Below are 23,643 nucleotides of genomic sequence, written 5' to 3'. Positions count from 1 at the left end.
AAGAGCGCGAGGCTCGCGTGCGCGGTCGGGCCGCGCCGGCGCGTCGGCGCGGCCGGGACCCGGTCCCGGACCGGCCGCCCGGTGGGCATGGGGTTCAGGGGCCCCACCATATGGAAGGCGGCTCGTCCGTTCATGAGATGAATGTGAAAGATTGGTGAGAATTACGGGTGCGGGCGCAACCAAGTTCCGGTTCGTGAATTCGCGCGATCTGTTCATGGAAGTGCGGAATGTGCCGCACCGGCCGCCGGTTCATCGCATCGGATCGGGGCAAACCGGTGTCTCCTCTATCAGCCCGAGGTGACCGGCAGGTGTCTTCGTGCCGGGGGAACCGGGAGTGCGCGAAAAGGTGGCACGCGGTTACGGGCTGCCGTCGCTTTTCGTCCGGATGTGTCGGTAAACGGGCCGAGAGGGCTGTTTCATCGCAGATGGGACAGTGAATCTCAGTAAGGTCGCCCAACAGGTCGCAGCTGCGACAGGACCGCCATCTCATCGTGGGGGCACAAAAAGTGAAGGCTCTCGTACTTTCCGGTGGGGCAGGCACCCGGCTCCGTCCCATCACCCACACCTCGGCCAAACAGCTGGTCCCGGTGGCGAACAAACCGGTGCTGTTCTACGGCCTGGAGGCCATCGCGGAAGCGGGCATCACCGAGGTCGGCATCATCGTGGGCGACACCGAGGAGGAGATCCGCGCGGCGGTCGGGGACGGCTCCCGGTTCGGCATCGACGTCACCTACATCCCGCAGCCCGAGCCGCTCGGCCTCGCGCACGCGGTCCTGATCGCCCAGCGCTTCCTGGGCGACGAGGACTTCGTCATGTACCTCGGGGACAACTTCATCATCGGCGGGATCACCGGCCTCGTCGAGGGATTCCGGGCGGACCGGCCCGATGCCCAGATCCTGCTGACCCAGGTGCCCGACCCGACCTCGTTCGGCGTCGCGGAGCTCGACGGGGACGGCAGGGTGGTGGCCCTGGAGGAGAAGCCCCGGGAGCCCAAGAGCGACCTGGCGCTCGTCGGTGTCTACCTCTTCACCCGGGTCATCCACGAGGCGGTCCGCTCCATCCGCCCGTCCTGGCGCGGCGAGCTGGAGATCACCCACGCCATCCAGTGGCTGATCGACCAGGAGCGCGACGTCCGCTCCACCATGATCCGCGGGTACTGGAAGGACACCGGTAACGTCACCGACATGCTGGAGGTCAACCGGACCGTTCTGGAGAGCATCGAACCGTCCACCGAGGGCGCCCACGTCGACGACGAGAGCGAGATCATCGGCCGGGTACGGATCGAGCAGGGCGCCCGCGTCACCCGCAGCCGGATCGTCGGCCCCGCCATCATCGGCGCCCGCTCGGTGATCAGCGACGCCTATGTCGGACCGTTCACCTCGGTCGCCCAGGAGTGCCGGATCGAGGACAGCGAGATCGAGTACTCCATCGTCCTGCGCGGCGCCTCGATCGACGGTGTCCGCCGTGTGGAGGCCTCCCTCATCGGCCACGAGGTCGAGGTGACCCCCGCACCCCGGAGCCCCTCCGCCCACCGTCTCGTCCTCGGCGACCACAGCAAGGTGCAGATCTCCTCATGACCACCCACATCCTGGTGACCGGCGGTGCCGGATTCATCGGCTCGCACTACGTCCGTACGCTGCTGGGCCCGGACGGCCCCGGTGACGTCGCCGTCACCGTGCTCGACAAGCTCACCTACGCGGGCAACCCGGCCAACCTCGACGAGGTCCGCCGCCACCCGGGCTTCTCGTTCGTGCGGGGCGAAATCTGTGACGCGGAGCTGGTCGGCGGCCTGATGGCCGGGCACGACCAGGTGGTGCACTTCGCCGCCGAATCGCATGTGGACCGCTCCATCGACGGCGGCGCCGCCTTCGTCCGCACCAACGTCGTGGGAACCCACACCCTCGTCCACGCCGCGCACCTGGCGGGCGTCCGGACCTTCGTGCACATCTCCACCGACGAGGTCTACGGATCGATCGACGAGGGCTCCTGGACCGAGCGCGAACCCCTCGCGCCCAACTCCCCGTACTCCGCCTCCAAGGCGTCGAGCGACCTGATCGCGCTCTCGTACCACCGCACCCACGGACTCGACGTGCGGGTGACCCGCTGCTCCAACAACTACGGGCACCACCACTTCCCCGAGAAGGTCATCCCGCTGTTCGTCACCCACCTCCTCCAGGGCCGGCCGGTCCCGCTGTACGGCGACGGCGCCCACGTCCGCGACTGGCTGCACATCGACGACCACGTCCAGGGCATCGAACTCGTCCGCACCCGGGGCCGGGCGGGCGAGGTCTACAACATCGGCGGCGGCACCGAGCTCTCCAACAAGGAACTCACCGGACTGCTGCTGGAGGCCTGCGGCGCCGACTGGGACGCCGACGTCACCTACGTCGACGACCGCAAGGGCCACGACCGGCGCTACTCCGTGGACTGCGCCAAGATCCGCGACGAGCTCGGTTACGCACCGCGCAAGGACTTCCGCAAGGGCCTCGCCGAGACCGTGCGGTGGTACCGCGAGAACAGCGCCTGGTGGGAGCCCCTCAAGGAGAGGGCCGCGCTGTGAACCCGGTCTGGCTGGTCACCGGGGCGGCCGGAATGCTGGCACAGGACCTGCTGGCGGCCCTCGCCCACGAGGACGTCACCGCCGTCGCGGCGGACCGCACGGCCCTGGACATCGCCGACCCGGCCCGCGTCCGGGAGGCCTTCGCCGCGCACCGCCCCGCGGTCGTCGTCAACTGCGCCGCCTGGACCGCCGTCGACGACGCGGAGAGCCAGGAGGACGCGGCCCTGCGGGTCAACGGCACCGGGCCCGCCGTCCTCGCCGCGGCCTGCCGCGAGCAGGGCGCCGTCCTCCTCCACGTCTCCACCGACTACGTCTTCGCCGGGGACGGCGGCCTGCCCTACGGCGAGGACGCCCCCACCGGCCCCCGCACCGCCTACGGACGCACCAAGCTGGCGGGCGAACGCGCCGTCCTGGAGACCCTCCCCGACACCGGCTACGTGGTGCGCACCGCCTGGCTGTACGGGGCGGGCGGCGGCAACTTCGTCCGGACGATGATCAGGCTGGAGGGCGTCAAGGACACCCTCGACGTGGTGGACGACCAGCGCGGCCAGCCCACCTGGACCGTCGACCTGGCGGGCCGGCTGGTCCGGCTCGGCCTGGCCGCGCTCGACGGCACCGCCCCGGCCGGCGTCTACCACGGCACCAGCGGCGGCGAGACGACCTGGTGCGGCTTCACCCGGGAGATCTTCCGGCTGCTGGGCGCCGACCCGGCACGGGTCCGCCCGGCCACCAGCGCGGCCTTCGTACGGCCCGCCCCCCGCCCGGCGTTCAGCGTGCTCGCGCAGCAGCGCTTCGCGGCGGCCGGGATCGAACCCATCCGGGACTGGCGCACGGCCCTGGACGAGGCGTTCCCCGCCCTGCTCGCCGCGGAACGCCCCTGATCAGCGCCCGGCCCTGCTGAGCGCCGGTTCGCCCGCCCGCATCCCGGCGGGCGGCGGACCGGCCGTCCGCAGCCGCGCGTAGTACGCCTCGCACTCCGCGTACGAGGGAAGCAGCCCCTGCTCCTCCGCCTCGGCCAGCGAAGGGGCCGCCGCGTCCTTCCCCGACAGCAGCGGGGTGATGTCCCGCGGCCAGTCGATGCCCAGCTCCGCGTCGAGCGGATCGATGCCGTGCTCACGCGTCGGCGCGTACCCCTGCGAGCAGAGGTACAGGACGCACGCGTCGTCCGTCAGCGCCATGAAGGCGTGGCCGAGCCCCTCGGCGAGATAGACCGCCCGATGGCCGCTGTCGTCGAGACGGACCCCCTCCCACCGCTTGTACGCGGGCGAGCCGGCCCGGATGTCCACGATCACGTCGAGCACCGCCCCGCGCACGCACTTCACGTACTTCGCCTGGCCCGGCGGCACATCGGCGAAGTGGATCCCGCGCAGCGTGCCCAGGGCCGACGTGGAGAAGTTGGCCTGCGCGAGCCCCAGCGGGTGCCCCTGCGCGGCATCGAGCTCCGAGGCCCTGAACCACTCGTGGAAGCTGCCGCGGCTGTCCGTGACGACCTCGGGCTCGTGCACCCAGGCCCCTGGAATGGAGAGCTGGCGCATGCGATCACGTCCTTCTTCCTGGAGATTCCCGCATTCCGTCGGCGGTGATGCCGATATTCGCTGCAACGAGACGCCGAGCACTCCGGACACGCGGCGGCACGGATCCGGATGAACCGGGGTCCACGGGGCGGAACGCCCACGCGCCGATTCCGGCGCTCGCGTAGATTGCGGATTCCGATCGAGGCCGACCACGGGGGATACGCGTGTCAGGGGCAAGGCAGGGCGTCACGGACGCCCGCAGGATCGTGGTCAAGGTCGGTTCCTCCTCCCTCACCACAGCCACCGGCGGCCTCGACGCGGACCGTGTCGACGCGCTCGTCGACGTGCTCGCCAAGGTGCGCAGCGGCGGTGAGCGGGAGGTCGTCCTGGTCTCCAGCGGTGCCATCGCGGCCGGACTCGCCCCGCTCGGACTGCACCGCAGGCCCAAGGACCTGGCCAGGCAGCAGGCCGCCGCCAGCGTCGGCCAGGGGCTGCTCGTCGCCCGCTACACCGCCTCCTTCGCCCGCTACGGCGTCCGCGTCGGCCAGGTGCTGCTCACCAGCAACGACACCAGCCGCCGTGCCCACTACCGCAACGCCTACCGCACCCTGGACCAGCTCCTGGACATGGGCGCGCTGCCGATCGTCAACGAGAACGACACCGTCGCCACCGACGAGATCCGGTTCGGCGACAACGACCGGCTCGCCGCGCTCGTCGCCCACCTGGTCCGCGCCGATCTGCTGATCCTCCTCTCGGACGTGGACGGCCTCTACGACGGCGACCCGAGCATCCCCGGCACCACCCGCATCGCCGAGATCACCGGCCCCGCCGACCTGGCCGGGGTCAGCATCGGCAGCGCGGGCAAGGCGGGCGTCGGGACCGGCGGCATGGTCACCAAGGTCGAGGCCGCCCGGATCGCCACCGCCGCCGGCATCCCGGTCGTGCTGACCTCGGCGAGCCACGCGGCGGACGCGCTGGCCGGCCGCGACACCGGTACGTACTTCCACCGCACCGGACGCCGCACCACGGACCGGCTGCTGTGGCTCGCCCACGCCTCCACCCCGCAGGGCTCGCTGACCCTGGACGACGGCGCCGTGCAGGCGGTCGTCGAGCGCCACAGCTCGCTGCTGCCGGCCGGGATCGCCGCGGTCGAGGGCGAGTTCACCGCGGGCGACCCGGTGGAACTGCGCGATCTGCGAGGCCGGCCGGTGGCCCGGGGGCTCGTCAACTTCGACGCCAAGGAGATCCCGCAGCTCCTCGGCCGCTCCACCCGAGACCTGGCGCGCGAGCTCGGCCCCGCCTACGAGCGCGAGGTCGTACACAGGGACGATCTTGTCGTCCTGCACAGTTGACCACCCCCTGAAACGGCTGAAAGTCCAGCCTCTGGGCAGAGACCTTCACGAAAACCGCCACACGCCGGGCCGCGGACTGGTCCACTTTGTAGCGGGGACACTGCGGGGTACACAGCACAGCAACACATTCACAGGAGGCCGCCGGTGAGACGAGCGCGCCCGGGGGCGCCGCCCCGAGGAACGGGTGGCCGCGCCCTGACCAGCGTCGGAGCAGGTGCCGATTTCGACGGGAGGAGGTCCGCGGACCGGAGGGACGAGCGGCCGGCCGGGGCCGAACAGACGGCGGTGAGCCAGGAGCTGACCCAGTCGAAGCTGTGGCACATCACGCTCTGTGTCTCCGGCGCCGAGATTCCGCTGAAGGAGGTCAGACGCGGGCTCGAACAGCTCGCGCACGACCACCCCTTCCTGCTGACCAGCCGGTACGCCAACGACCACGCGGAGATCCGCTACTGGGAAGAGGCCCGCGATCTGCACGACGCGGCGGCGGTCGCCCTGCGGCTGTGGGGCGAGCACCGCTCCAGCGCCGGTCTGCCGCCGTGGGAGATCGTCGGTCTGGAGGTCATCGACCGCGAGACGTACCACCAGCGCATCGCCGAGGGGTACGGGCCGCCCCCGGCCGCCCCGGTCGGTGTGCACCCGTACTGACCCGGCGGCCGGGGGCGGCCGGCGACTGTCTCGCATCACGGGATACGTGACGGATGCCCGCAGTGTGCGCACTACTCTGCGGGCATGACCACGCTTTCGCCGTACGACAACATGTCCCCGGTCGCCCAGGCCGCCTACCGGGCACGCTCCGCGGCCGCCGACATCGCGCCGCTTCCCCGCGCGGCGAAGGACGACGCGCTGCTGGCGATCGCGGACGCGCTCGAAGTACGGACGAGCGACATCATCGCGGCCAACGCCGAGGACGTGGCGCGCGCCCGCGAGGCCGGGACCAGCGAGTCGGTCGTCGACCGGCTCACCCTGAACCCCGAGCGGATCCGCGCCATCGCCGCCGATGTCCGGGACGTGGCGGCGCTGCCCGACCCGGTCGGTGAGGTGGTGCGCGGCTCGACGCTCCCCAACGGCATCGATCTGCGCCAGGTCCGGGTACCGCTCGGCGTGGTCGGGATCATCTACGAGGCCCGGCCCAATGTGACGGTGGACGCCGCCGCCCTCTGCCTGAAGTCGGGCAACGCGGTCCTGCTGCGCGGTTCGTCCTCCGCCCACGCGTCCAACAAGGCGCTGGTCCGGGTCCTGCGCGACGCGGTCGGCGGCTCCGGCCTGCCGGCCGACGCGGTCCAGCTGGTGCCGGGCGAGAACCGCGACTCGGTACGGGAGCTCATGCGGGCCCGCGGCCTGGTCGACGTGCTCATCCCGCGCGGCGGCGCCTCCCTGATCCGCACCGTCGTCGAGGAATCCACCGTCCCGGTGATCGAGACCGGCACCGGCAACTGCCATGTGTACGTGGACGCGCAGACCGACCTCGACATGGCCGTCGCGATCCTGATCAACTCCAAGGCGCAGCGCCCCAGTGTCTGCAACGCGGCCGAGACGCTCCTGGTCCACAAGGACGTCGCCGACGCGTTCCTGCCGCGCGCCCTGGACGCCCTGGCCGAGGCCGGTGTGACCGTGCACGGCGACGAACGGGTCATGGAGCACGCCGAGGGGTCCAAGGCCACCGTGGTGGCGGCAACGCCGGAGGACTGGGAGACCGAGTACCTCTCGTACGACATCGCGGCCGCCGTCGTGGAGTCGCTGGACGCGGCCGTGGCGCACATCCGGCTCTGGTCGTCCGGCCACACCGAGGCGATCGTGACCACCTCGCAGGCGGCGGCCCGCCGTTTCACCCAGTTGGTGGATTCGACGACGGTGACCGTGAACGCCTCGACGCGTTTCACCGACGGCGGCCAGTTCGGCTTCGGCGCCGAGATCGGTATCTCCACGCAGAAGCTGCACGCCAGGGGCCCGATGGGGCTGCCGGAACTGACCTCCACGAAGTACATCGTGACCGGCGACGGACATGTGAGGTGAGCTGGGGATGCGCCGAATGTGCGGTCTCCCTGCCCAAATCGACCCTCCGGGGCTAGGCTGAAGCCGTGCCGGACGACGTGGGGGGCAGGCCGTTCCCGAACGGCTGGGAGCCCGACGACGACCGCGGGGGCGCGGACGAGGACTTCGCCTCCGTGGTGTTCGACGAGGACTTCGTACAGGCCGCCACCTTCCATGAGCCGACCGCTGTCGAGCGGCTGACTGCGGCCGCGGAGGCGCGCGCCGACGCGGAGGCCTCCCGTGCCCGGTCCGGCGGCGGACCGCTGGACGACGACCTCTACGACGACGGCTACGGTCCGCGCGGCGGGTACGGCCGCGGGAGCGCCTACGACGACGGTCCCGGCGCCGACGGCGACGACTACTACGACAGCGGCCCCTACGGGCGCCACGGCGGCGCCCTGCGCCCCTACCGGGGAGCCGCACGCTGGCACCGGCCGGTGGCCTGGCTGCTCGCCCTGGTGATGGGCATCGGCATGGTCGCGCTGGCCTTCAGCGCCGTCTACCGCAACACCTCGGGCGACCGGCAGGACCAGGTCCCGCCGCCGGCCACCACCGGGGCGGACAGCGCCCCGGCGGCCTCCTCCGCGGTCCCCTCGGTCTCGGGGAGCTACCTCCGCCCGGTGGTCTCCGCGGCCCCGCGCACGCCCTGACACGGACCCGCTCCCGTGGCCCCGTACCCCGGATGCGCCCGGCTCTCCCCCGCCGGGCCGCCACGGTCTGCGTGTGTCCGCTCATGCCCGCCTGCGCCTCTCTGCGCCTGCCTGTGCTGCCGCGTCCCGGCGGGGTTCCGGGGCGGTTCCCCGCCCGCCTCCGCGTTTACGTTCGTCGTAATCGACCTACTCTCAAGGTATGACCCCTCACCTGCTCGAAGAGGGGGCTCCTCACTTGCCCGGACATGCCCCCGCATGACGGGCAGGCCCTGCCCAGGCCGTCCGGCCGCGGCGGGGGCGCACCGCACCGGCCTCCGGTCGGTGACGTGGAGTCGGGAGAAGTCATGGCAGACCACGGAGACCCACCCGAAGGCCCGGCGGAGAACAGTGCGAGCGGCGGCGAGGACGAGTACCGCTCGCTCGTCTTCGACGAGTCCTTCGTCCGGGCCGCCCGGCTTCAGGAGTTCTCCGCCCAGGAGCGCATGGGGGAGCACGCCCGTGCCGTACGGAGCCTGCCTGGCCGGACCCTGCGCACCGGCTCCCGGGCCGCGCTCGTCCTGGTCGTCCTGATAGCCCTGGCCTTCGGCACGGCCGTCTTCATGGGCTTCCGCCACCCCTACCAGGCCCCCGTCGGCAGGCGGGCCGAGCCGCTCCGGATGACCTTCGTCCCCCTGGCGCCGCGCGGCGCCGTACCCGCGGGCACACCGGCCGGTCTGTTCGCCAGCAGCCCCGCCGCCTCCTACCCGAAGGGCGGCGAAGGCATCAGCCCTCCGGTGGCCCGGCGGACGGACAACTTCTCGGTGAGCCAGGTGGTCGCCGCCCTGGCCACGGTCAAGAACTATCTGGTGGCCTCCTCGCTCGACCCCGACGTCCTCGGCGGGAACACGGTGCGGCCGGTGGAGTCTCTGCTCGACCCGGACCAGATGGCCCAGTTCGAGCGGAGCATGAACGAGCCGTACGACGACGGGCAGCACGCCGCGACGGGCTGGCTCGTGCGCTTCGACCCGGCCCGGGTCGCCCCCGCTCCGGAGATCCGGGTCCGGGGCACGCTGCGGTACGCGGAGGTGGGGTCCGACGCGCTGGAGGTGGTGTCGGACCACACCTTCACCTACGCGCTCCGCCCGGCCGTCTCCGGCCCCCAACAGGCCGAGGGGGCGTCGCTTTTCACCGTGCGGCGGGAGCTGCGCTTCCGGCTCGACCGGGAGGATCTGCGGCTGGGCCGGCTGGAGGTGCGGACCAGCTACGTCCAGGCCGGGCCGCAGTCCTGCACGGCCGACACCAGCGGCGCGCTGCGGCCGCTGCTCGCCGGCCGGCGAGCGGTCTCCCGGGGCCCGGCGGGCACCGACCCGTACGAGACGAGCCGGCCCACCGCCGCGCTGTGCGGGACGCTGGAGGTCAGCTCCCTGCCGACCCGGGCTCCTGCGGCCCCTCAGGGTCCTCGGGGTTCCGGGGCTCCTGCGAGCCATTCGTAGCGTCGCCCTTGCCGGTGGCCGCGCCGCCGCTGCCGCCCCCGCCGGTGAACTTGTCACGGAGCTTGCCGCCCAGATCGCCGGCGCCGCCCGCTATGTCGCCGACCAGCTTCATCAGCGGGTCCTTGCTGCCGCGCACCGAATCGGCGTAGTGCGAGGCGGATTCCCTGAAGGCGTCCGTGACCGAGGTGTCCTTGTCCTCGTCACGACGCGGGTAGTGCCCGTCCATGATCCGCTGGTAGTCGCGGGTCTCCGACCACTTCTTCAGCTCGGCCGCCCGGACCGTGGTGAAGGGGTGCGAACGGGGCAGCACATTGAGGATCTTGAGTACGGAATCGCGCAGGTCGCCGCCCTTCTCGTACTCGTCGGCCTGGGCGAGGAAAGCGTCCACGTTCATCTCGTGGAGGTGGTTGCCTCCGGCGATCTTCATGAGCCCGCGCATCGAGGCCTGGAGATCCTGGCCGACCAGCAGCCCGGCCCGGTCGGCGGACAGCTCCGACTTGCGGAACCACTCGCGCAGCGCCGTCACGATCGCCATGATCGCGACGTTGCCGAGCGGGATCCAGGCCACCTTCAGGGCGAGGTTGGTGAGGAAGAGCAGGATCGTGCGGTACACGGCGTGACCGGAGAGGGCGTGCCCCACCTCGTGGCCCACGACCGCCCGCATCTCCTCCTCGTCGAGCAGCTCCACCAGGCCCGTCGTCACCACGATGATCGGCTCGTCCAGACCGATGCACATGGCGTTGGGCTGGGGGTCCTGGTTCACGTACATCGGCGGGACCTTCTCCAGGTCCAGGATGTAACAGGCGTCCCGCAGCATGCTGTTGAGATGGGTGAACTGGGCGTCGCTCACCCGGACGGAGTCCGACAGGAAGAGCAGTCGCAGACTGCGCTCCGGCAGCAGGCCGCTCAGCGCCTTAAAGACGGTGTCGAAACCGCTCAGCTTCCGCAGGGCGACCAGGGCCGAGCGGTCCGCCGGGTGCTCGTACGCCCGGGACGAGATTCCCGGGAAGCGCCTGCGCTGCCTGCTCGGCACGTTCTCGTGACTCTCGTGGCTGCTTTCGGTCATGAATGGGCCCCCTGTTCGTACGAGACGTCGCTCGCCCCCTGACAAATCCCAGCCTAGGTGCTGGCGCTACGGTGTGCGGGGGGCTGTGGATAACTGAGGAGACGCCCGACATGCCGCACACCGTTGCTCTGCTCGCCGCCGCATCCGAAGAGCAGGGACCGGGTAACACGCTCCGCATCGTGCTGCTCGTCTCGCTGGTCGGAGCCGCACTGCTGGCCTGGTTCCTGCTGCGCGGATACCGCAACGACGACAACAACGACTGAGTCGGCGTGAGCGTGCCCGGGGCTCCCGCATACGATGTCCGCGACGTCTTCCCACCGACTCCCGATCGATAGGTCCTGCCGAAGATGAGCCTCACGAGCACCGCACACCAACTGGTCACCGTCGCCGCCGAGGGCGCCGAGCACGGCGGCAACCACGAAAGCCTCAGCCCGTATCTCACCGGCGGCGGCGCGTTTGTCGCGCTTTTCCTCCTTCTGTGGATCACCACGCGCTTCAACCGCGACCGCTGAGGCCGAGGCGTACAGCTGTGCCAGTAGGCTCTGCACGCATGGGAGAGCAGGAAGTGCCTACCGGCCCCGGAAAGCGCCGAATCGGCGTGATGGGCGGGACGTTTGACCCGATTCATCATGGACACCTGGTGGCGGCCAGTGAAGTGGCCGCCCAGTTCCGCCTCGACGAGGTGGTCTTCGTTCCGACCGGGCAACCGTGGCAGAAGAGCCACAAGCAGGTGTCCGCGGCCGAGGACCGGTATCTGATGACGGTCATCGCGACGGCGTCGAACCCGCAGTTCTCGGTCAGCCGCAGCGATATCGACCGCAACGGCCCCACGTACACGATCGACACCCTGCGGGACCTGCGCGCGGTCCACGGGGACGCGGACCTCTTCTTCATCACCGGCGCCGACGCGCTGTCCCAGATCCTCACCTGGCGGGACGCCGACGAGCTGTTCTCGCTGTCCCACTTCATCGGCGTGACGCGGCCGGGGCATGTGCTCACGGACGTCGGTCTGCCGGAGGGCGGTGTCTCTCTCGTGGAGGTTCCCGCGCTGGCGATCTCCTCCACGGACTGCCGTGGGAGGGTCGCCGAGGGCGATCCGGTCTGGTACCTGGTGCCGGACGGTGTGGTCCGCTACATCGACAAGCGCCAGCTTTACCGCGGCGAATGAGCCACGTAGAGGGGCACCGGTGAACGACCGACAGAATCCGTACGATCCGTACTACCAGCAGCCACAGATCGTCGGCTACGACGAGTACGGGCAGCCGGTGTACCAGCAGCCCGGACAGCAGCAGTACGACCCGTACGGGCAACAGCAGACGCAGCAACAGCAGACTCAGCAACACCCGGGGCAGCAGGCGCCCCAGACGGACCAGGGCTACGGCTACGACCCGTACGCCCAGCAGCAGCAACAGCAGCAGCAACAGGGCCCGCCCCCGCAGCAGTACGACCCGTACGCCGCCCAGCAGCACCAGCCCCAGCAGCACCAGGCCCCGCAGCAGGGTTACGGCTACGACGGCTACGGCTACGACACCGGGCAGCAGCCGGCCGCGGTCGACACCACTCAGCAGTGGAACGTCCCGCAGCAGGCACCGCCTCCCGCTCCAACACCGGCTCCCGCACCTGTCCCGCCGCAGCGGGACCCCGCTCCGGCACCGGACGCGGAGCCGGAGGCAGCCGTCCCCGGGCAGCGCCGCGGTGACCGCGACTACGGCACCGAGCAGTTCTCCTTCATCGAGGAGCCCGACGAGGACTCCGAAGACGTCATCGACTGGCTCAAGTTCACCGAGAGCCGCAGCGAGCGCCGGGAGGAAGCACGGCGCCGCGGCCACAACCGGATGGTCGCGCTGATCGTCGTGGTGGCCCTGGTCGTGGTCGGTGGCGTGGGCTACCTGTGGTCCGCCGGCAAGCTCCCCGGTTTCTCCGCCTCGGAGAAGGAGAACACCGCGACGACCGGCCCGCAGCGGCGGGACGTCATCGTGGTCCACCTCCACAACACCAAGGGCGGTGGTACGTCCACGGCGCTGCTCGTCGACAACGTCACCACCAAGCAGGGAGCCACGGTCCTGCTCCCCAACTCCCTCGCCGTCTCCGACGAGGACGGCAACACGAGCACGCTCGGCAAGTCGGTCGAGGACGACGGCACCACCGGTACCAGGGAGTCCATCGATACGCTGCTCGGCACCGAGATCAGCGGCACCTGGCGGCTCGACACCCCGTACCTGGAGAACCTCGTCGACCTGGTCGGCAACATCGATGTCGACACCGACACCGATGTGCCCGACGCCAAGAAGGGGGCCTCGCCCCTGGTGAAGAAGGGCAAGGCGCAGACGCTCAGCGGCCCGATGGCCGTCGCGTACGCCACCTACCGCGGCCCCGACGAGGCCGAGGCCAAGCAGCTGACGCGGTTCGGGCAGGTCATGCGCGGAGTGCTGCGCAAGATCTCGGACGACCCGAAGGCCGCCACTGTCACCGTGCAGACGCTGGCCCAGATCCTCGACCCCTCGCTCCCCGAGAAGGACCTAGGCGTCTCCCTGGCCAAGCTCGCCGAGCACGCCAAGGTCGGTGACTACAAGACGGCACTGCTGCCGGTCCAGGAGGACGGCAGCCTCACCGACTCGGCCGCGGACAGCGTCGTCAAGGACATCCTGGGCGGCACGGTCAAGGCCCCGGCGGCGGACGCGGCCGTGCGGGTCGCCATCAGGAACGCCACCGGCAGCGAGCGCGGCACGGAGTCCGCCCGGATCAAGCTGGTCAACGGCGGCTACGCCTTCGTCAACGGCGGGAAGACCGGTGCCGTGGCCTCCTCCGAGATCCTTTACAAGGACGCCGCGGGCAAGGAGAAGGCGACCCAGGTCGCCAAGACCCTCGACCTGCCGACGAGCGCGGTGAAGAAGGGCACGCCGGCCGGGAACGCGGACGTGTCCGTCGTCATCGGACAGGACTACAAGCTCGACTAGGCAGGCCGGGTCGATGTGATCGGCCGGATCGGCTGTGGGGTGGCTGCGGGAGGGTTCCGGAGCCACCCCACAGCCGATCCCGGGCCTGCCCGCAGGCCTTTCCGGCGCCGACCGCGGTGGTCCCGGGGCTGCCGGGGTCGGTGCCGGGCGGCCTCTGAACGATCTTCGGACAATGGCTGCGTGCGCTGTCGGCGGTCCGTGAGACCCTAGAGGTCGATCTGCCCGCCGACGAAAGCCTGCTTGTGACCGCCACGGACCGCTCCATCGAGCTCATCAACGCTGCCGCTCAGGCGGCCGCCGACCGGCTCGCGCACGACATCATTGCGTACGACGTCAGCGATGTGCTGTCGATCACGGACGCCTTCCTGCTGGCTTCGGCCCCCAACGACCGCCAGGTCAAGTCGATCGTCGACGAGATCGAGGAGCAGCTCCAGAAGGAGCTCGGCGTCAAGCCGGTCCGCCGCGAGGGTGACCGCGACGCCCGCTGGATCCTCCTCGACTACGTCGACATCGTCATCCACGTCCAGCACAGCGAGGAGCGCGTTTTCTACGCGCTGGAGCGCCTCTGGAAGGACTGCCCCGAGATCGCTCTGCCCGAGGACGCCGTGAAGACCCGCGGCAAGGCCGAGGAGCACGCACAGCTCACCGGTGGCACGGAAGGTGACCAGAGCTGAACGGCAGCGGAAGCGGCAGGGGCCGCAGGATCGTCCTCTGGCGACACGGCCAGACGGCGTGGAATCTGGAGCGCCGGTTCCAGGGCTCCACGGACATCGAGCTGACCGAGGACGGCGTCGGACAGGCCCGTCGGGCCGCCCGGCTGCTCGCCTCGCTGAAGCCGGACGCGATCGTCGCCTCCGATCTGCGGAGGGCCGCGGCCACGGCCGCCGAGCTCGCCGCGATCACCGGCCTGGGCATCGAGCACGACCCCGGTCTGCGCGAGACGTACGCGGGCGCGTGGCAGGGCCTCACCCACGAGGAGATCGTGGGGCGGTTCGGCGATCAGTACGCGGCCTGGAAGCGCGGCGAGCCGGTGCGGCGCGGCGGCGGTGAGCTGGAGACCGAGGTCGCCGACCGGGCCGCTCCTGTCGTGCTCGCGCACGCCGACAAGCTGCCCGACGAGGGCACGCTCGTCGTCGTCAGCCACGGGGGCACCATCCGGACCACCATCGGCCGGCTGCTGGGCCTGGAGTCACACCACTGGGAAGGGCTCGGCGGGCTGACCAACTGCTGTTGGTCGGTGCTGGGCGAGGGCGCGCGGGGCTGGCGTCTGCTGGAGCACAACGCGGGCACGCTGCCCGAACCGGTGCTCGGCGACGACGACTGACCGGGCGTCCGCGCCGTGCCCGGACGGCGCCTGCGGGCGGCGTCGGCCTGATTTCACTTTCCGGCTGGTCACAGGCTAAAGTTCTTCTTGTTCGCAGCGCGGAAACGCAGGGAAACACAGCGGACAGCGGGGCTATAGCTCAGTTGGTAGAGCGCCTGCATGGCATGCAGGAGGTCAGGAGTTCAATTCTCCTTAGCTCCACAATCAAGATCCCGTCCCCGTCAGGGGGCGGGATCTTTTTGCTGGGCCGGAGCAGAGCCGGGCCGCTGGGCCACAGCGGTGCCGGAGCCTGCGGACACCTCCCGCGGACACACTTCCCGGCGGGCGCGCAGCACGGCCATCTGCTCTTCGCTCTCCCGGTCGGCCGGCGTGTAGGCGACGATCCGGCACTCCGGCAGCCCGTTGACGGAGAGCGACACCGAGGTCATCCGTATCTCGGCGGACGCCGCGCAGTGCCGGAAGGTCTTCACCCGGGGGCCGGGCGGAGCGACGTCCCCGCTGCGCCACAGCCGGGCGAAGTACGGGCTGGCCGCCGACAGGTCCGCCACGAACGTCTCCCAGGCGGGCTCGCCCGTGTGGCGTCCGTAGCCGCCCCGCAGGGTCGCCACCATGAGCGGCAGCTCCCGGGTGCGGTGAACGACCGGGCAGTCCTTCTCGGGCACCGTGAACAGCGCCCACAGGACATTGCGGATCCCGGTGTCCATCATTTCTGGCACGCCGAAGAGATCCCGGTAGGCGGGGTTGGTGGCCAGTACGTCGTACCGCGTGTTGTAGACGACCGCGGGGCGCGGGTCGAGCGCGTCGATGATGCCCTGGACCTCCTGCCCGACCTCGATGGTGTCGCACTGCCTGCCGGGGATGTAGGCCACCTCGGCCAGGTGGTAGAGGTGCTCGCGCTCCGAAGGGTCCAGCCGGAGGGTGCGGGCGACCGCGTCCAGGACCTGCGCGGAGGCGTTGATCGGACGGCCCTGCTCCAGCCAGGTGTACCAGGTGACCCCGACGCCGGAGAGCTGGGCGACCTCCTCGCGGCGCAGGCCCGGGGTACGGCGACGGAACCCCGGCGCCATGCCCACGTCGGCCGGTGTCACCCGGGCCCGGCGGCTGCGCAGGAAGTCGGCGAGCTCCGGCCGCCGGCCGTGCTGCGGCCCCCGCCTGTTCCGCCTCGCCCGTTCCTGAAGCACCGGTTCCTGAAGTAACTCTTCCTGCTGGGCCACTTCCTGCCGGGCCGGCCGGCCCGGTCGCTCCTCTGTTACCCGATGTCGTGCCGTCACCGTCGTCACACCCCCATCGTCGGTGCTCCACCCGGGTGTTGCCAGGTGCTGCCAGTACCAGCATCAGCGGGCTCTCGTTACCCGTATGCGGCTGGGACCAGCCTTGAGGGCATGACCACGACCCCAACTACGGCCACGGCCAAGACCTCCGAGGCAACTCCACGTTCCGTATCCAGTAGAACCCCCACCACCGACAATCGCCCGGGACGGCTGCTCGCCCTGGTGCTGGCGGCCCAGTTCATGGCGCTGCTCGACACCTTCATCGTCAATGTCGCCGCCCCGACGATCCGCACCGAACTCGGCTCCTCCGGAGCCGGGTTGCAGCTGGTGGTGGCCGGGTACACCATTTCCTACGCCGTGCTGCTCATCACCGGCGCCCGGCTCGGCAGCGTCTTCGGGCACGGCCGCGCCCATCTGGCGGGACTCGCCGTCTTCACCGTCGCGTCGCTTGCCTGCGGACTCGCCACGGGCACCGGACAGCTGATCGCCTTCAGGGTGATCCAGGGGATCGGCGCGGCGGTGATGATCCCGCAGGTACTCAGCCTGATCCAGCAGCACTTCAGCGGCGAGGCCCGGGTACGTGCGCTGGGCGCCTACGCGGCGGTGCTGGCCACCGGTGCCGCGGCCGGGCAGGTGGTGGGCGGGGTGCTGGTCAGCGCGGATCTGTTCGGCGCGGGCTGGCGCCCGGTCTTCCTGGTCAACGTGCCGATCGGGCTGGTCCTGCTGGTGCTCGGCGTCCGTGTGCTGCCCGGTGTGCCGCGTGCCGGGCGGGCCCGGCACGCGGCACGGGACCGCGGGCTGGATCTGGCGGGGCTGCTGATGCTCGCGGCGGCCGTCGTCCTGTTCACCGTTCCGCTGGTGCTCGGACAGGAGTTGGGCTGGCCGGCCTGGACCTGGATCTGCCTGCTCGCCTCCGCGGTGTTCTTCGCCGGGTTCGCGGCGTACGGGACACGGCTGGCCGCGCGCGGCGGCGCACCACTCATCGCGCCCGGGGTGCTCCGCCTCCCCGGCATCGCGCGGGCGGCGCTGCGCATTTTCCTGGTGATGGGGATCAATGCCGGTTTCCTCTTCGTGATGACGCTGCACGTCCAGGGCGGCCTGGGGTACTCGGCGCTGCGCAGCGGGCTGATGTTCGTGCCGACCGCGGTGGCCTTCGGCGCGGTCGGGCTGACCTGGCGGCGCTGGCCGGCCGGTCTCCAGGGAGTCCTGGCCCCGGGCGGATTCGCGCTCGTGGCCCTCGGTTCGGCGGCCCTCGGTCACCTGATGTGCGACGGCGGCGACGGTGGTGCCTTGCTGTACGTGGTCTTCGTCGTCATCGGCGCGGGCATGGCGCTCGGCTTCAGTCCCACTCTTACGGGTGCCCTGGCGAACGTACGACCGGAGGACGCCGCTGATGCGAGCGGCGTGCTCGTGACCGTCACCCAGCTCGGCCAGCTCATCGGCGTCGCGGGGTTCGGCACGCTCTACCTCAACCGCCTTGATACGCCTGGGGCGCAGGGTTCGGGAGAGGCGCTGTGGGTATGCGCTCTCGCACTGTCGGCGGCCGCCCTCGTAGGTGTGCTGGTGGGTCTTGTGCGGCGTCGGCGGACGACGGGATCTCGGCAGGGCTGACCCCCTTGCGGGGTCATGGCAGAATCGGACCGCCGGAGGGGGCGACGGACCGAACGGGAGGGAGTGCGCGATGCCTGCGAGTCGCCACGAGGTCCCGGACCTGCCCCCTGTTCACGAGGCCCGCGTACGCGCCGGCCGCCCCGCCGGCAGTTCGCCCCCCACGGTCCGGACGCCCGGCGGGAACGGCGGAATCCTCCACTTGTGCACGGCCCGCGGCCGCAGCCGGAGCTGATCCATGGGTGCCCACAGGCGGAAGTGCGACTGGTGCGGCAGCGGTACGCCCATCGTCCGGGACATGGACCCGGTCAACCGGGACTACCAGTACTGGTGCGAGGAGTGCGCGCGGGCGCTGGTCATAAAGGGCGACCCGATCGAGACCTACCGGGAGCTGGAGGGGGAGCCGATCTACGGCCGTCTGCTGGAGGAGCACTGCACCCTCAAGCGCTTCTACTCCTTCGCCACCGCCTGACCGGGCCCCGCCGACGAGGCGGAATCGGGCAGACCGGAAACGATTTGGTGGACGGCCGGGGTGACCGGTAATGTTCTCGATGTCGCCGCGGGAGACCGGGCGGCGCAACACGGGGCTATAGCTCAGTTGGTAGAGCGCCTGCATGGCATGCAGGAGGTCAGGAGTTCAATTCTCCTTAGCTCCACAGTGAAGATCGAGCAGCGGGCCATCCGAATTCGGATGGCCCGCTGCTCGTCTGTGCAGTCGTGGCCGTGCTGTTCGCATCCCGATGTGTCCACGGATCGGCGGCGCCCGGATGGCGGCCGTGCCATTGCGGTACCCTGACGCCATGCGTGCCGTACGCCTTCTGCTTAGCGAGCCGCGCTGATCACTCCCGACCGGTGAGAATGCCTGGTCGGCATCGGCGCGGCGTCCCCTCCTGTGCGAGGGGATTTTTCGTTTCCGTAGACGCGTGTCCGTAGACGTGGGCGCCGGCAGATGACGATCGATGGAGCTTTGAGGATCATGAGCGAGACGAATTCCGCAGCCGACGTTGCTGCGCCGCACCGCTACACGGCAGCGATGGCCGCCGACATCGAGGCACGCTGGCAGGACTTCTGGGACGCCGAGGGCACCTACGAGGCACCCAATCCGACCGGTGACCTGGCGGACAATCCGGAGCTGGCCGCCAAGCCGAAGAAATTCATCATGGACATGTTCCCGTACCCCTCGGGTGCGGGCCTGCACGTCGGCCACCCGCTGGGCTACATCGCCACCGATGTCTTCGCCCGCCACCAGCGGATGACCGGCCACAACGTCCTGCACACCCTGGGCTTCGACGCCTTCGGCCTGCCCGCGGAGCAGTACGCCGTACAGACCGGCACCCACCCGCGGCTGTCCACCGAGTCCAACATCGAGAACATGACGGCGCAGCTGCGCCGGCTGGGCCTGGGCCACGACAAGCGCCGCTCGTTCGCCACCATCGAGTCCGAGTACTACAAGTGGACCCAGTGGATCTTCGTACAGATCTTCAACTCCTGGTACGACGCCGAGGCGGACCGCGCCCGGCCGATCACCGAGCTGGTCGCCCAGTTCGAGAGCGGTGAGCGCCCTACCCCGGACGGCCGCGAATGGGGCGCGCTGAGCGCGACCGAGCGCGCCGACGTGCTGAGCGGCCACCGCCTGGCCTACGCCTCCGACGCGCCGGTCAACTGGTCGCCCGGCCTGGGCACCGTGCTGGCCAACGAGGAGGTCACGGCGGACGGCCGCTCCGAGCGCGGCAACTTCCCCGTCTTCAAGGCCAAGCTGCGCCAGTGGAACATGCGCATCACCGCCTATGCCGACCGGCTGCTGAACGACCTGGACGGGCTGGACTGGCCCGAGGCCATCAAGCTGCAACAGCGCAACTGGATCGGCCGCTCCGAGGGCGCGCGGGTCGACTTCCCGGTCGACGGCGCCGGTGACATCACCGTGTTCACCACCCGCCAGGACACCCTGTTCGGCGCCACCTACATGGTGCTGGCACCCGAGCACGAGCTGGTCGAGCGGATCATTCCGGCCGCCTGGCCCGAGGGCACCCACCCGGTCTGGACCGGCGGACACGCCTCCCCGGCCGAGGCCGTCACGGCGTACCGCAAGCAGGCCGCCGCCAAGTCCGACGTGGAGCGGCAGGCCGAGGCCAAGGACAAGACCGGTGTCTTCACCGGCGCGTACGCGACCAACCCGGTCAGCGGCGAGCAGGTCCCCGTCTTCGTCGCCGACTACGTGCTGATGGGCTACGGCACCGGCGCGATCATGGCCGTGCCGGCGCACGATGCGCGCGACTTCGCCTTCGCGCGCGCCTTCGAGCTGCCGATGCGCTGTGTCGTCGAGCCGTCGGACGACCGCGGCACGGACGCCTCGACGTGGGAGGACGCCTTCGCCTCGTACGAAGCGAAGCTGGTCAACTCCGCGAACGACGAGATCTCGCTGGACGGCCTGGGCGTCGTCGAGGCGAAGGCCCGCATCACCGACTGGCTGAAGGAGCACGGGGTCGGCGAGGGCACCGTCAACTTCCGGCTGCGCGACTGGCTGTTCAGCCGCCAGCGCTACTGGGGCGAGCCCTTCCCGATCGTGTACGACGAGGAGGGCATCGCCCACCCGCTGCCCGAGTCGATGCTGCCCCTGGAACTGCCGGAGGTCGACGACTACTCGCCGCGCACCTTCGACCCGGACGACGCCGACACCAAGCCCGAGACCCCGCTGTCCCGCAACGCCGACTGGGTCAACGTCACGCTGGACCTGGGTGACGGGTCCGGTCCGCGGAACTACCGCCGCGAGACCAACACCATGCCCAACTGGGCGGGTTCCTGCTGGTACGAGCTGCGCTACCTGGACCCGAACAACGCCGACAAGCTGGTCGACCCGGCGATCGAGCAGTACTGGATGGGCCCGCGCGAGGGGCAGCCGACCGGTGGCGTCGACCTGTACGTGGGCGGCGCCGAGCACGCCGTACTGCACCTGCTGTACGCCCGCTTCTGGTCCAAGGTCCTGCACGACCTGGGGCACATCTCCTCCGCCGAGCCGTTCCACAAGCTGTACAACCAGGGCATGATCCAGGCGTTCGTCTACCGGGACAGCCGCGGTATCGCGGTCCCGGCGGCCGAGGTCGAGGAGCGCGACGGGGCGTACTACTACGAGGGCGAGAAGGTCTCCCGCGTCCTGGGCAAGATGGGCAAGTCCCTGAAGAACGCCGTGACGCCCGACGAGATCTGCGGCGAGTACGGCGCCGACACCCTGCGTCTGTACGAGATGGCGATGGGCCCCCTGGACGTGTCGCGCCCCTGGGACACGCGCGCGGTCGTCGGCCAGTACCGGCTGCTGCAGCGTCTGTGGCGCAACGTCGTCGACGAGGAGAGCGGCGAGGTCACCGTCGTCGACACCGAGCCCGGCGAGGACACGCTGCGTGCCCTGCACAAGGCGATCGACGGTGTCGGCGGGGACATGGCCGCGATGCGCTTCAACACGGCCATCGCCAAGGTCACCGAGCTGAACAACCACCTGACCAAGGCGGGCGGCCCACTGCCGCGCTCCGTCGCCGAGCCGCTGGTGCTGCTGGTGGCGCCGCTGGCGCCGCACATCGCCGAGGAGCTGTGGCGCCGGCTGGGCCACACCGAGTCGGTCGTGCACCAGGACTTCCCGGTGGCCGACCCGGCGTACGTCATCGACGAGACCGTGACCTGCGTGGTGCAGATCAAGGGCAAGGTCAGGGCGCGCCTGGAGATCTCCCCGTCGATCACGGACGCCGAGCTGGAGTCCCTGGCACTGGCCGACCCGGCCGTCGTCGCCGCGCTGGGCGGGTCGGGAATCCGCAAGGTGATCGTCCGGGCCCCGAAGCTGGTGAACATCGTTCCTGCCTAGGCATTCGCCTCCGGTACGACGGTGTGAGGGCTTTCCCCTACGGGCAGGTTGGGGGTTCCGATGGAACCCTCGGCCTGCCCGTTCCGTTTACGGTGGAGGGGCCGGTAAACACATGTCGGCACCCGTCACACCATCCGAGGGGCGCTCATGGAAGCCATGATCCTGATTCTGGGGCTGCTCGTCGTCGCGTTCGTGGCCCTGGGCATCTATGTGAGTGTCAAGGTCATCGGGGCGGCCAGCCGCGGGGTGGACCGCACGATCACGCAGGCACGCCGGGCCGTGGAGGACACCACGCTGCGGGCGAAGAGCTACGGACAGATGGGCGTCGTCGGGGAGCTGGCGCAGCTTCGGCTCTCGCTGCGCATGTCCATGCGGGCCACGCAGGAGGCGTTGCAGACGGGCGTGGCCGAGGACGCCTCGCTCTCCGAGTCGCTGGGGCTGTTCCAGCGGCTGAGTGTGCACGGCCGTGAGCTGGACGACGAGCTGAAGCGGCTGGAGCGTGAGCCCGACAAGGGGACGGTGTCCTCGTTGCTGCCGGGGCTGAAGAAGCGCACCGGGGAGATCACACGCTCGGCGGAGTCGTTGCGCTGGGCCGCGCGCGACCGGGCCCGCCAGTTCGCCGACGACGATCTGGCGGCACTGAACGTACAGATCGACGTGGAGGCCGGTGCGCTGCGGCACTGGACGACGGAGGAGCCGGTGGCGGGGCAGCAGCCGGACCGCTCGGACGAGCGTGGCCCAAAGCCGGAGCAGGACCCGGCCGGAGCCCCCGGACCCGCCCAGCGGTACGGGCAGGGGCAGGGAAACGGGCCGGAAGACGAGGGGATCGCGCAGGCCATCACGGCTGCGGACCCCCGGCAGCGGACCGCGTACCCGTGGCAGAAGACGGCACGGCCCGAGACCACGAACTGAAGAATTACCCGCCCCGTTTCCCGGCACACGAGCGGAGCGCCGGGGGCGGTGTGCTGACCGGGGCGTCGAGCGGGGCCGGGCATGGCAGGATGCGGCTCGAAGCGACCGGAACTGATCATTCGGTCGGGGTCGGACTGCCGAGCCACCGCCCCGGAAGGTAACCTCCCGCTCATGTCCCGCCATGTCGCGATCGTCACCGATTCAACGGCCTACCTGCCGCCCGAGGCGATGGAACGGCACGGCATCACCGCGGTGCCGCTGACCGTCGTCCTCGGTGATCAGGCGCTTGAGGAGGGCACCGAGATCTCGGCCCGCTCCCTCGCGCTGGCGCTCCAGAAGCGCCGCCCCGTGACGACTTCCCGGCCCAGCCCCGAGGTGTTCGCCGCCACCTACCGTGCGGCCGCCGACGCCGGGGCGAGCGGTGTCGTCTCGCTGCACCTGTCCGCGGAGTTCTCCGGCACGTACGACGCCGCCCTGCTCGCGGCGAAGGACGCGCCGGTGCCGGTGCGGGTGGTGGACACCGGGATGGTCGCCATGGCCCTCGGCTTCTGTGCCCTGTCGGCGGCGGAGGCCGCGGACGCGGGCGGCGGCCTGGACGATGCGGTGGCGGCCGCGGAGAAGCGTGCGGCGGCCACGTCCACGTACTTCTACGTCGACACCCTGGACTACCTGCGCCGCGGCGGCCGGATCGGTGCCGCTCAGGCGCTGCTCGGCTCGGCCCTCGCCGTGAAACCACTGCTCCAGCTGGACGGCGGCCGGATCGAACTGCTGGAGAAGGTGCGGACGGCCTCGAAGGCCATCGCGCGGCTTGAGGAGATCGTCGCCGAGCGGGCGGGCAGCGGGCGGGTGGACATCGCGGTGCATCACCTGGCGGCCCCGGAACGCGCCGAGCGACTGGCGGAGCGGCTGCGCGAGCGGGTTCCCGGACTGGTCGACCTGCACGTCAGCGAGGTGGGTGCGGTGATCGGCGCGCACACCGGTCCGGGGCTGCTGGGAGCCGTGGTCTCGCCGCGCTGACGTCACTGCCCGGAGTGGTGGAGTTATCCACAACGGGCAGGTTTTCCACCATAATTGGG

The 23,643-nt window shown here is 70.7% G+C and carries 22 protein-coding genes and 2 tRNA genes; 21 read left to right on the top strand and 3 right to left on the bottom strand.

Features of this window, described 5'->3' with window-relative positions; all coding sequences use genetic code 11:
- The first annotated feature begins 506 nt into the window (after positions 1 to 506).
- From ACIO3R_RS00930 to rfbD, 3 genes are read left to right on the top strand one after another with little or no spacing between them, the layout of a single operon-like run.
- Positions 507 to 1,577 carry a glucose-1-phosphate thymidylyltransferase gene (locus ACIO3R_RS00930; RefSeq protein ID WP_385345008.1) on the top strand — a complete coding sequence of 357 codons (1,071 nt, stop codon included), beginning with the start codon at positions 507 to 509 and terminating at the stop codon, positions 1,575 to 1,577.
- A complete protein-coding gene (gene rfbB, locus ACIO3R_RS00925) occupies positions 1,574 to 2,560 on the top strand; it encodes a dTDP-glucose 4,6-dehydratase (RefSeq protein WP_402101948.1) in 987 nt (328 codons plus the stop codon). Before ACIO3R_RS00930 ends, rfbB begins: the two co-directional genes overlap by 4 nt.
- A gap of 32 nt (positions 2,561 to 2,592) precedes the next feature.
- Positions 2,593 to 3,441 (top strand): dTDP-4-dehydrorhamnose reductase, encoded by an 849-nt coding sequence (rfbD, locus tag ACIO3R_RS00920; RefSeq protein ID WP_402102925.1) that lies wholly within the window; start codon positions 2,593 to 2,595, stop codon positions 3,439 to 3,441.
- On the opposite strand, the gene ACIO3R_RS00915 is transcribed toward rfbD, so the two are convergent.
- On the bottom strand, positions 3,442 to 4,095 hold the full coding sequence (locus tag ACIO3R_RS00915; protein ID WP_385036491.1) for a dTDP-4-dehydrorhamnose 3,5-epimerase family protein: 654 nt from the start codon (positions 4,093 to 4,095) through the stop codon (positions 3,442 to 3,444).
- 245 nt (positions 4,096 to 4,340) lie between these two features.
- On the opposite strand from ACIO3R_RS00915, the gene proB reads away from it, so the two are divergent.
- The 5 genes from proB to ACIO3R_RS00890 all read left to right on the top strand — a co-directional run bounded on the left by proB (position 4,341) and on the right by ACIO3R_RS00890 (position 9,579).
- Positions 4,341 to 5,426 carry a glutamate 5-kinase gene (gene proB, locus ACIO3R_RS00910; protein ID WP_385036499.1) on the top strand — a complete coding sequence of 362 codons (1,086 nt, stop codon included), beginning with the start codon at positions 4,341 to 4,343 and terminating at the stop codon, positions 5,424 to 5,426.
- Between the two features lie 144 nt (positions 5,427 to 5,570).
- The gene (locus ACIO3R_RS00905) at positions 5,571 to 6,071 is read left to right on the top strand and encodes a hypothetical protein (RefSeq protein WP_362962561.1); all 501 of its coding nucleotides are present in this window, start codon (positions 5,571 to 5,573) and stop codon (positions 6,069 to 6,071) included.
- A gap of 84 nt (positions 6,072 to 6,155) precedes the next feature.
- Positions 6,156 to 7,439 carry a glutamate-5-semialdehyde dehydrogenase gene (locus tag ACIO3R_RS00900; protein ID WP_363031424.1) on the top strand — a complete coding sequence of 428 codons (1,284 nt, stop codon included), beginning with the start codon at positions 6,156 to 6,158 and terminating at the stop codon, positions 7,437 to 7,439.
- 65 nt (positions 7,440 to 7,504) lie between these two features.
- Positions 7,505 to 8,107, top strand: coding sequence for a hypothetical protein (locus tag ACIO3R_RS00895; RefSeq protein ID WP_402101945.1), 603 nt, complete (start codon positions 7,505 to 7,507; stop codon positions 8,105 to 8,107).
- A gap of 344 nt (positions 8,108 to 8,451) precedes the next feature.
- Entirely contained in the window at positions 8,452 to 9,579 is a 1,128-nt protein-coding gene (locus ACIO3R_RS00890) for a hypothetical protein (RefSeq protein ID WP_402101943.1), read from the top strand.
- Here ACIO3R_RS00890 and ACIO3R_RS00885 read toward each other — a convergent pair.
- Positions 9,503 to 10,645: a M48 family metallopeptidase gene (locus ACIO3R_RS00885; protein WP_402101941.1), complete on the bottom strand. Its 1,143-nt coding sequence runs from the start codon at positions 10,643 to 10,645 to the stop codon at positions 9,503 to 9,505. The two genes, ACIO3R_RS00890 and ACIO3R_RS00885, sit on opposite strands and share 77 nt — an antisense overlap.
- Positions 10,646 to 10,755: 110 nt before the next feature.
- Between ACIO3R_RS00885 and ACIO3R_RS00880 the strand changes: the two genes are divergently transcribed.
- The 7 genes from ACIO3R_RS00880 (at position 10,756) to ACIO3R_RS00850 (ending at position 15,127) form a co-directional block, all read left to right on the top strand.
- On the top strand, positions 10,756 to 10,908 hold the full coding sequence (locus ACIO3R_RS00880; RefSeq protein WP_164494319.1) for a hypothetical protein: 153 nt from the start codon (positions 10,756 to 10,758) through the stop codon (positions 10,906 to 10,908).
- Positions 10,909 to 10,992: 84 nt separating this feature from the next.
- On the top strand, positions 10,993 to 11,157 hold the full coding sequence (locus ACIO3R_RS00875; protein ID WP_363031420.1) for a hypothetical protein: 165 nt from the start codon (positions 10,993 to 10,995) through the stop codon (positions 11,155 to 11,157).
- Positions 11,158 to 11,195: 38 nt separating this feature from the next.
- Positions 11,196 to 11,813: a nicotinate-nucleotide adenylyltransferase gene (gene nadD / locus ACIO3R_RS00870; protein WP_363031419.1), complete on the top strand. Its 618-nt coding sequence runs from the start codon at positions 11,196 to 11,198 to the stop codon at positions 11,811 to 11,813.
- A 19-nt stretch (positions 11,814 to 11,832) separates the two neighbouring features.
- Positions 11,833 to 13,602, top strand: a complete 1,770-nt coding sequence (locus ACIO3R_RS00865; RefSeq protein WP_402101938.1) for an LCP family protein — start codon at positions 11,833 to 11,835, stop codon at positions 13,600 to 13,602.
- A 242-nt stretch (positions 13,603 to 13,844) separates the two neighbouring features.
- Positions 13,845 to 14,276, top strand: coding sequence for a ribosome silencing factor (rsfS, locus tag ACIO3R_RS00860; protein ID WP_024494266.1), 432 nt, complete (start codon positions 13,845 to 13,847; stop codon positions 14,274 to 14,276).
- Complete coding sequence (locus ACIO3R_RS00855) at positions 14,273 to 14,926, top strand: histidine phosphatase family protein (RefSeq protein ID WP_385039131.1); 654 nt, start codon at positions 14,273 to 14,275, stop codon at positions 14,924 to 14,926. The genes rsfS and ACIO3R_RS00855 overlap by 4 nt, the downstream gene beginning before the upstream one ends.
- Before the next feature lie 128 nt (positions 14,927 to 15,054).
- Positions 15,055 to 15,127, top strand: a tRNA-Ala gene (locus tag ACIO3R_RS00850).
- A gap of 20 nt (positions 15,128 to 15,147) precedes the next feature.
- Here ACIO3R_RS00850 and ACIO3R_RS00845 read toward each other — a convergent pair.
- A complete protein-coding gene (locus ACIO3R_RS00845; RefSeq protein WP_385345147.1) occupies positions 15,148 to 16,014 on the bottom strand; it encodes a helix-turn-helix transcriptional regulator in 867 nt (288 codons plus the stop codon).
- A 294-nt stretch (positions 16,015 to 16,308) separates the two neighbouring features.
- Between ACIO3R_RS00845 and ACIO3R_RS00840 the strand changes: the two genes are divergently transcribed.
- From ACIO3R_RS00840 to ACIO3R_RS00815, 6 genes are all read left to right on the top strand, one after another.
- Positions 16,309 to 17,808, top strand: coding sequence for an MFS transporter (locus ACIO3R_RS00840; RefSeq protein ID WP_402101935.1), 1,500 nt, complete (start codon positions 16,309 to 16,311; stop codon positions 17,806 to 17,808).
- A 235-nt stretch (positions 17,809 to 18,043) separates the two neighbouring features.
- Entirely contained in the window at positions 18,044 to 18,277 is a 234-nt protein-coding gene (locus tag ACIO3R_RS00835) for a hypothetical protein (protein WP_402101933.1), read from the top strand.
- Between the two features lie 111 nt (positions 18,278 to 18,388).
- Positions 18,389 to 18,461: transfer RNA gene (locus ACIO3R_RS00830), tRNA-Ala, on the top strand.
- Between the two features lie 320 nt (positions 18,462 to 18,781).
- Complete coding sequence (leuS, locus tag ACIO3R_RS00825; protein WP_402101931.1) at positions 18,782 to 21,655, top strand: leucine--tRNA ligase; 2,874 nt, start codon at positions 18,782 to 18,784, stop codon at positions 21,653 to 21,655.
- A gap of 147 nt (positions 21,656 to 21,802) precedes the next feature.
- Positions 21,803 to 22,567: a hypothetical protein gene (locus ACIO3R_RS00820; RefSeq protein WP_402101930.1), complete on the top strand. Its 765-nt coding sequence runs from the start codon at positions 21,803 to 21,805 to the stop codon at positions 22,565 to 22,567.
- Between the two features lie 171 nt (positions 22,568 to 22,738).
- Complete coding sequence (locus tag ACIO3R_RS00815) at positions 22,739 to 23,584, top strand: DegV family protein (protein WP_385039116.1); 846 nt, start codon at positions 22,739 to 22,741, stop codon at positions 23,582 to 23,584.
- Positions 23,585 to 23,643: the final 59 nt, after the last annotated feature.

This window comes from Streptomyces sp. NPDC087428, assembly GCF_044744085.1.
Lineage (GTDB): Bacteria > Actinomycetota > Actinomycetes > Streptomycetales > Streptomycetaceae > Streptomyces.
Note: the sequence above shows the minus strand (reverse complement) of the source record. Positions and strands in the feature narration are given on the sequence as shown.

Bases quoted from the DNA above. Each gene is read 5' to 3' on its own strand.
- rfbB (WP_402101948.1), top strand. From the start codon at position 1,574: ATGACCACCCACATCCTGGTGACCGGCGGTGCCGGATTCATCGGCTCG.
- rfbD (WP_402102925.1), top strand. From the start codon at position 2,593: ATGCTGGCACAGGACCTGCTGGCGGCCCTCGCCCACGAGGACGTCACC.
- ACIO3R_RS00915 (WP_385036491.1), bottom strand. From the start codon at position 4,095: ATGCGCCAGCTCTCCATTCCAGGGGCCTGGGTGCACGAGCCCGAGGTC.
- ACIO3R_RS00900 (WP_363031424.1), top strand. From the start codon at position 6,156: ATGACCACGCTTTCGCCGTACGACAACATGTCCCCGGTCGCCCAGGCC.
- ACIO3R_RS00890 (WP_402101943.1), top strand. From the start codon at position 8,452: ATGGCAGACCACGGAGACCCACCCGAAGGCCCGGCGGAGAACAGTGCG.
- ACIO3R_RS00885 (WP_402101941.1), bottom strand. From the start codon at position 10,645: ATGACCGAAAGCAGCCACGAGAGTCACGAGAACGTGCCGAGCAGGCAG.
- ACIO3R_RS00880 (WP_164494319.1), top strand. From the start codon at position 10,756: ATGCCGCACACCGTTGCTCTGCTCGCCGCCGCATCCGAAGAGCAGGGA.
- ACIO3R_RS00875 (WP_363031420.1), top strand. From the start codon at position 10,993: ATGAGCCTCACGAGCACCGCACACCAACTGGTCACCGTCGCCGCCGAG.
- nadD (WP_363031419.1), top strand. From the start codon at position 11,196: ATGGGAGAGCAGGAAGTGCCTACCGGCCCCGGAAAGCGCCGAATCGGC.
- ACIO3R_RS00840 (WP_402101935.1), top strand. From the start codon at position 16,309: ATGACCACGACCCCAACTACGGCCACGGCCAAGACCTCCGAGGCAACT.
- ACIO3R_RS00835 (WP_402101933.1), top strand. From the start codon at position 18,044: ATGGGTGCCCACAGGCGGAAGTGCGACTGGTGCGGCAGCGGTACGCCC.
- leuS (WP_402101931.1), top strand. From the start codon at position 18,782: ATGAGCGAGACGAATTCCGCAGCCGACGTTGCTGCGCCGCACCGCTAC.
- ACIO3R_RS00820 (WP_402101930.1), top strand. From the start codon at position 21,803: ATGGAAGCCATGATCCTGATTCTGGGGCTGCTCGTCGTCGCGTTCGTG.
- ACIO3R_RS00815 (WP_385039116.1), top strand. From the start codon at position 22,739: ATGTCCCGCCATGTCGCGATCGTCACCGATTCAACGGCCTACCTGCCG.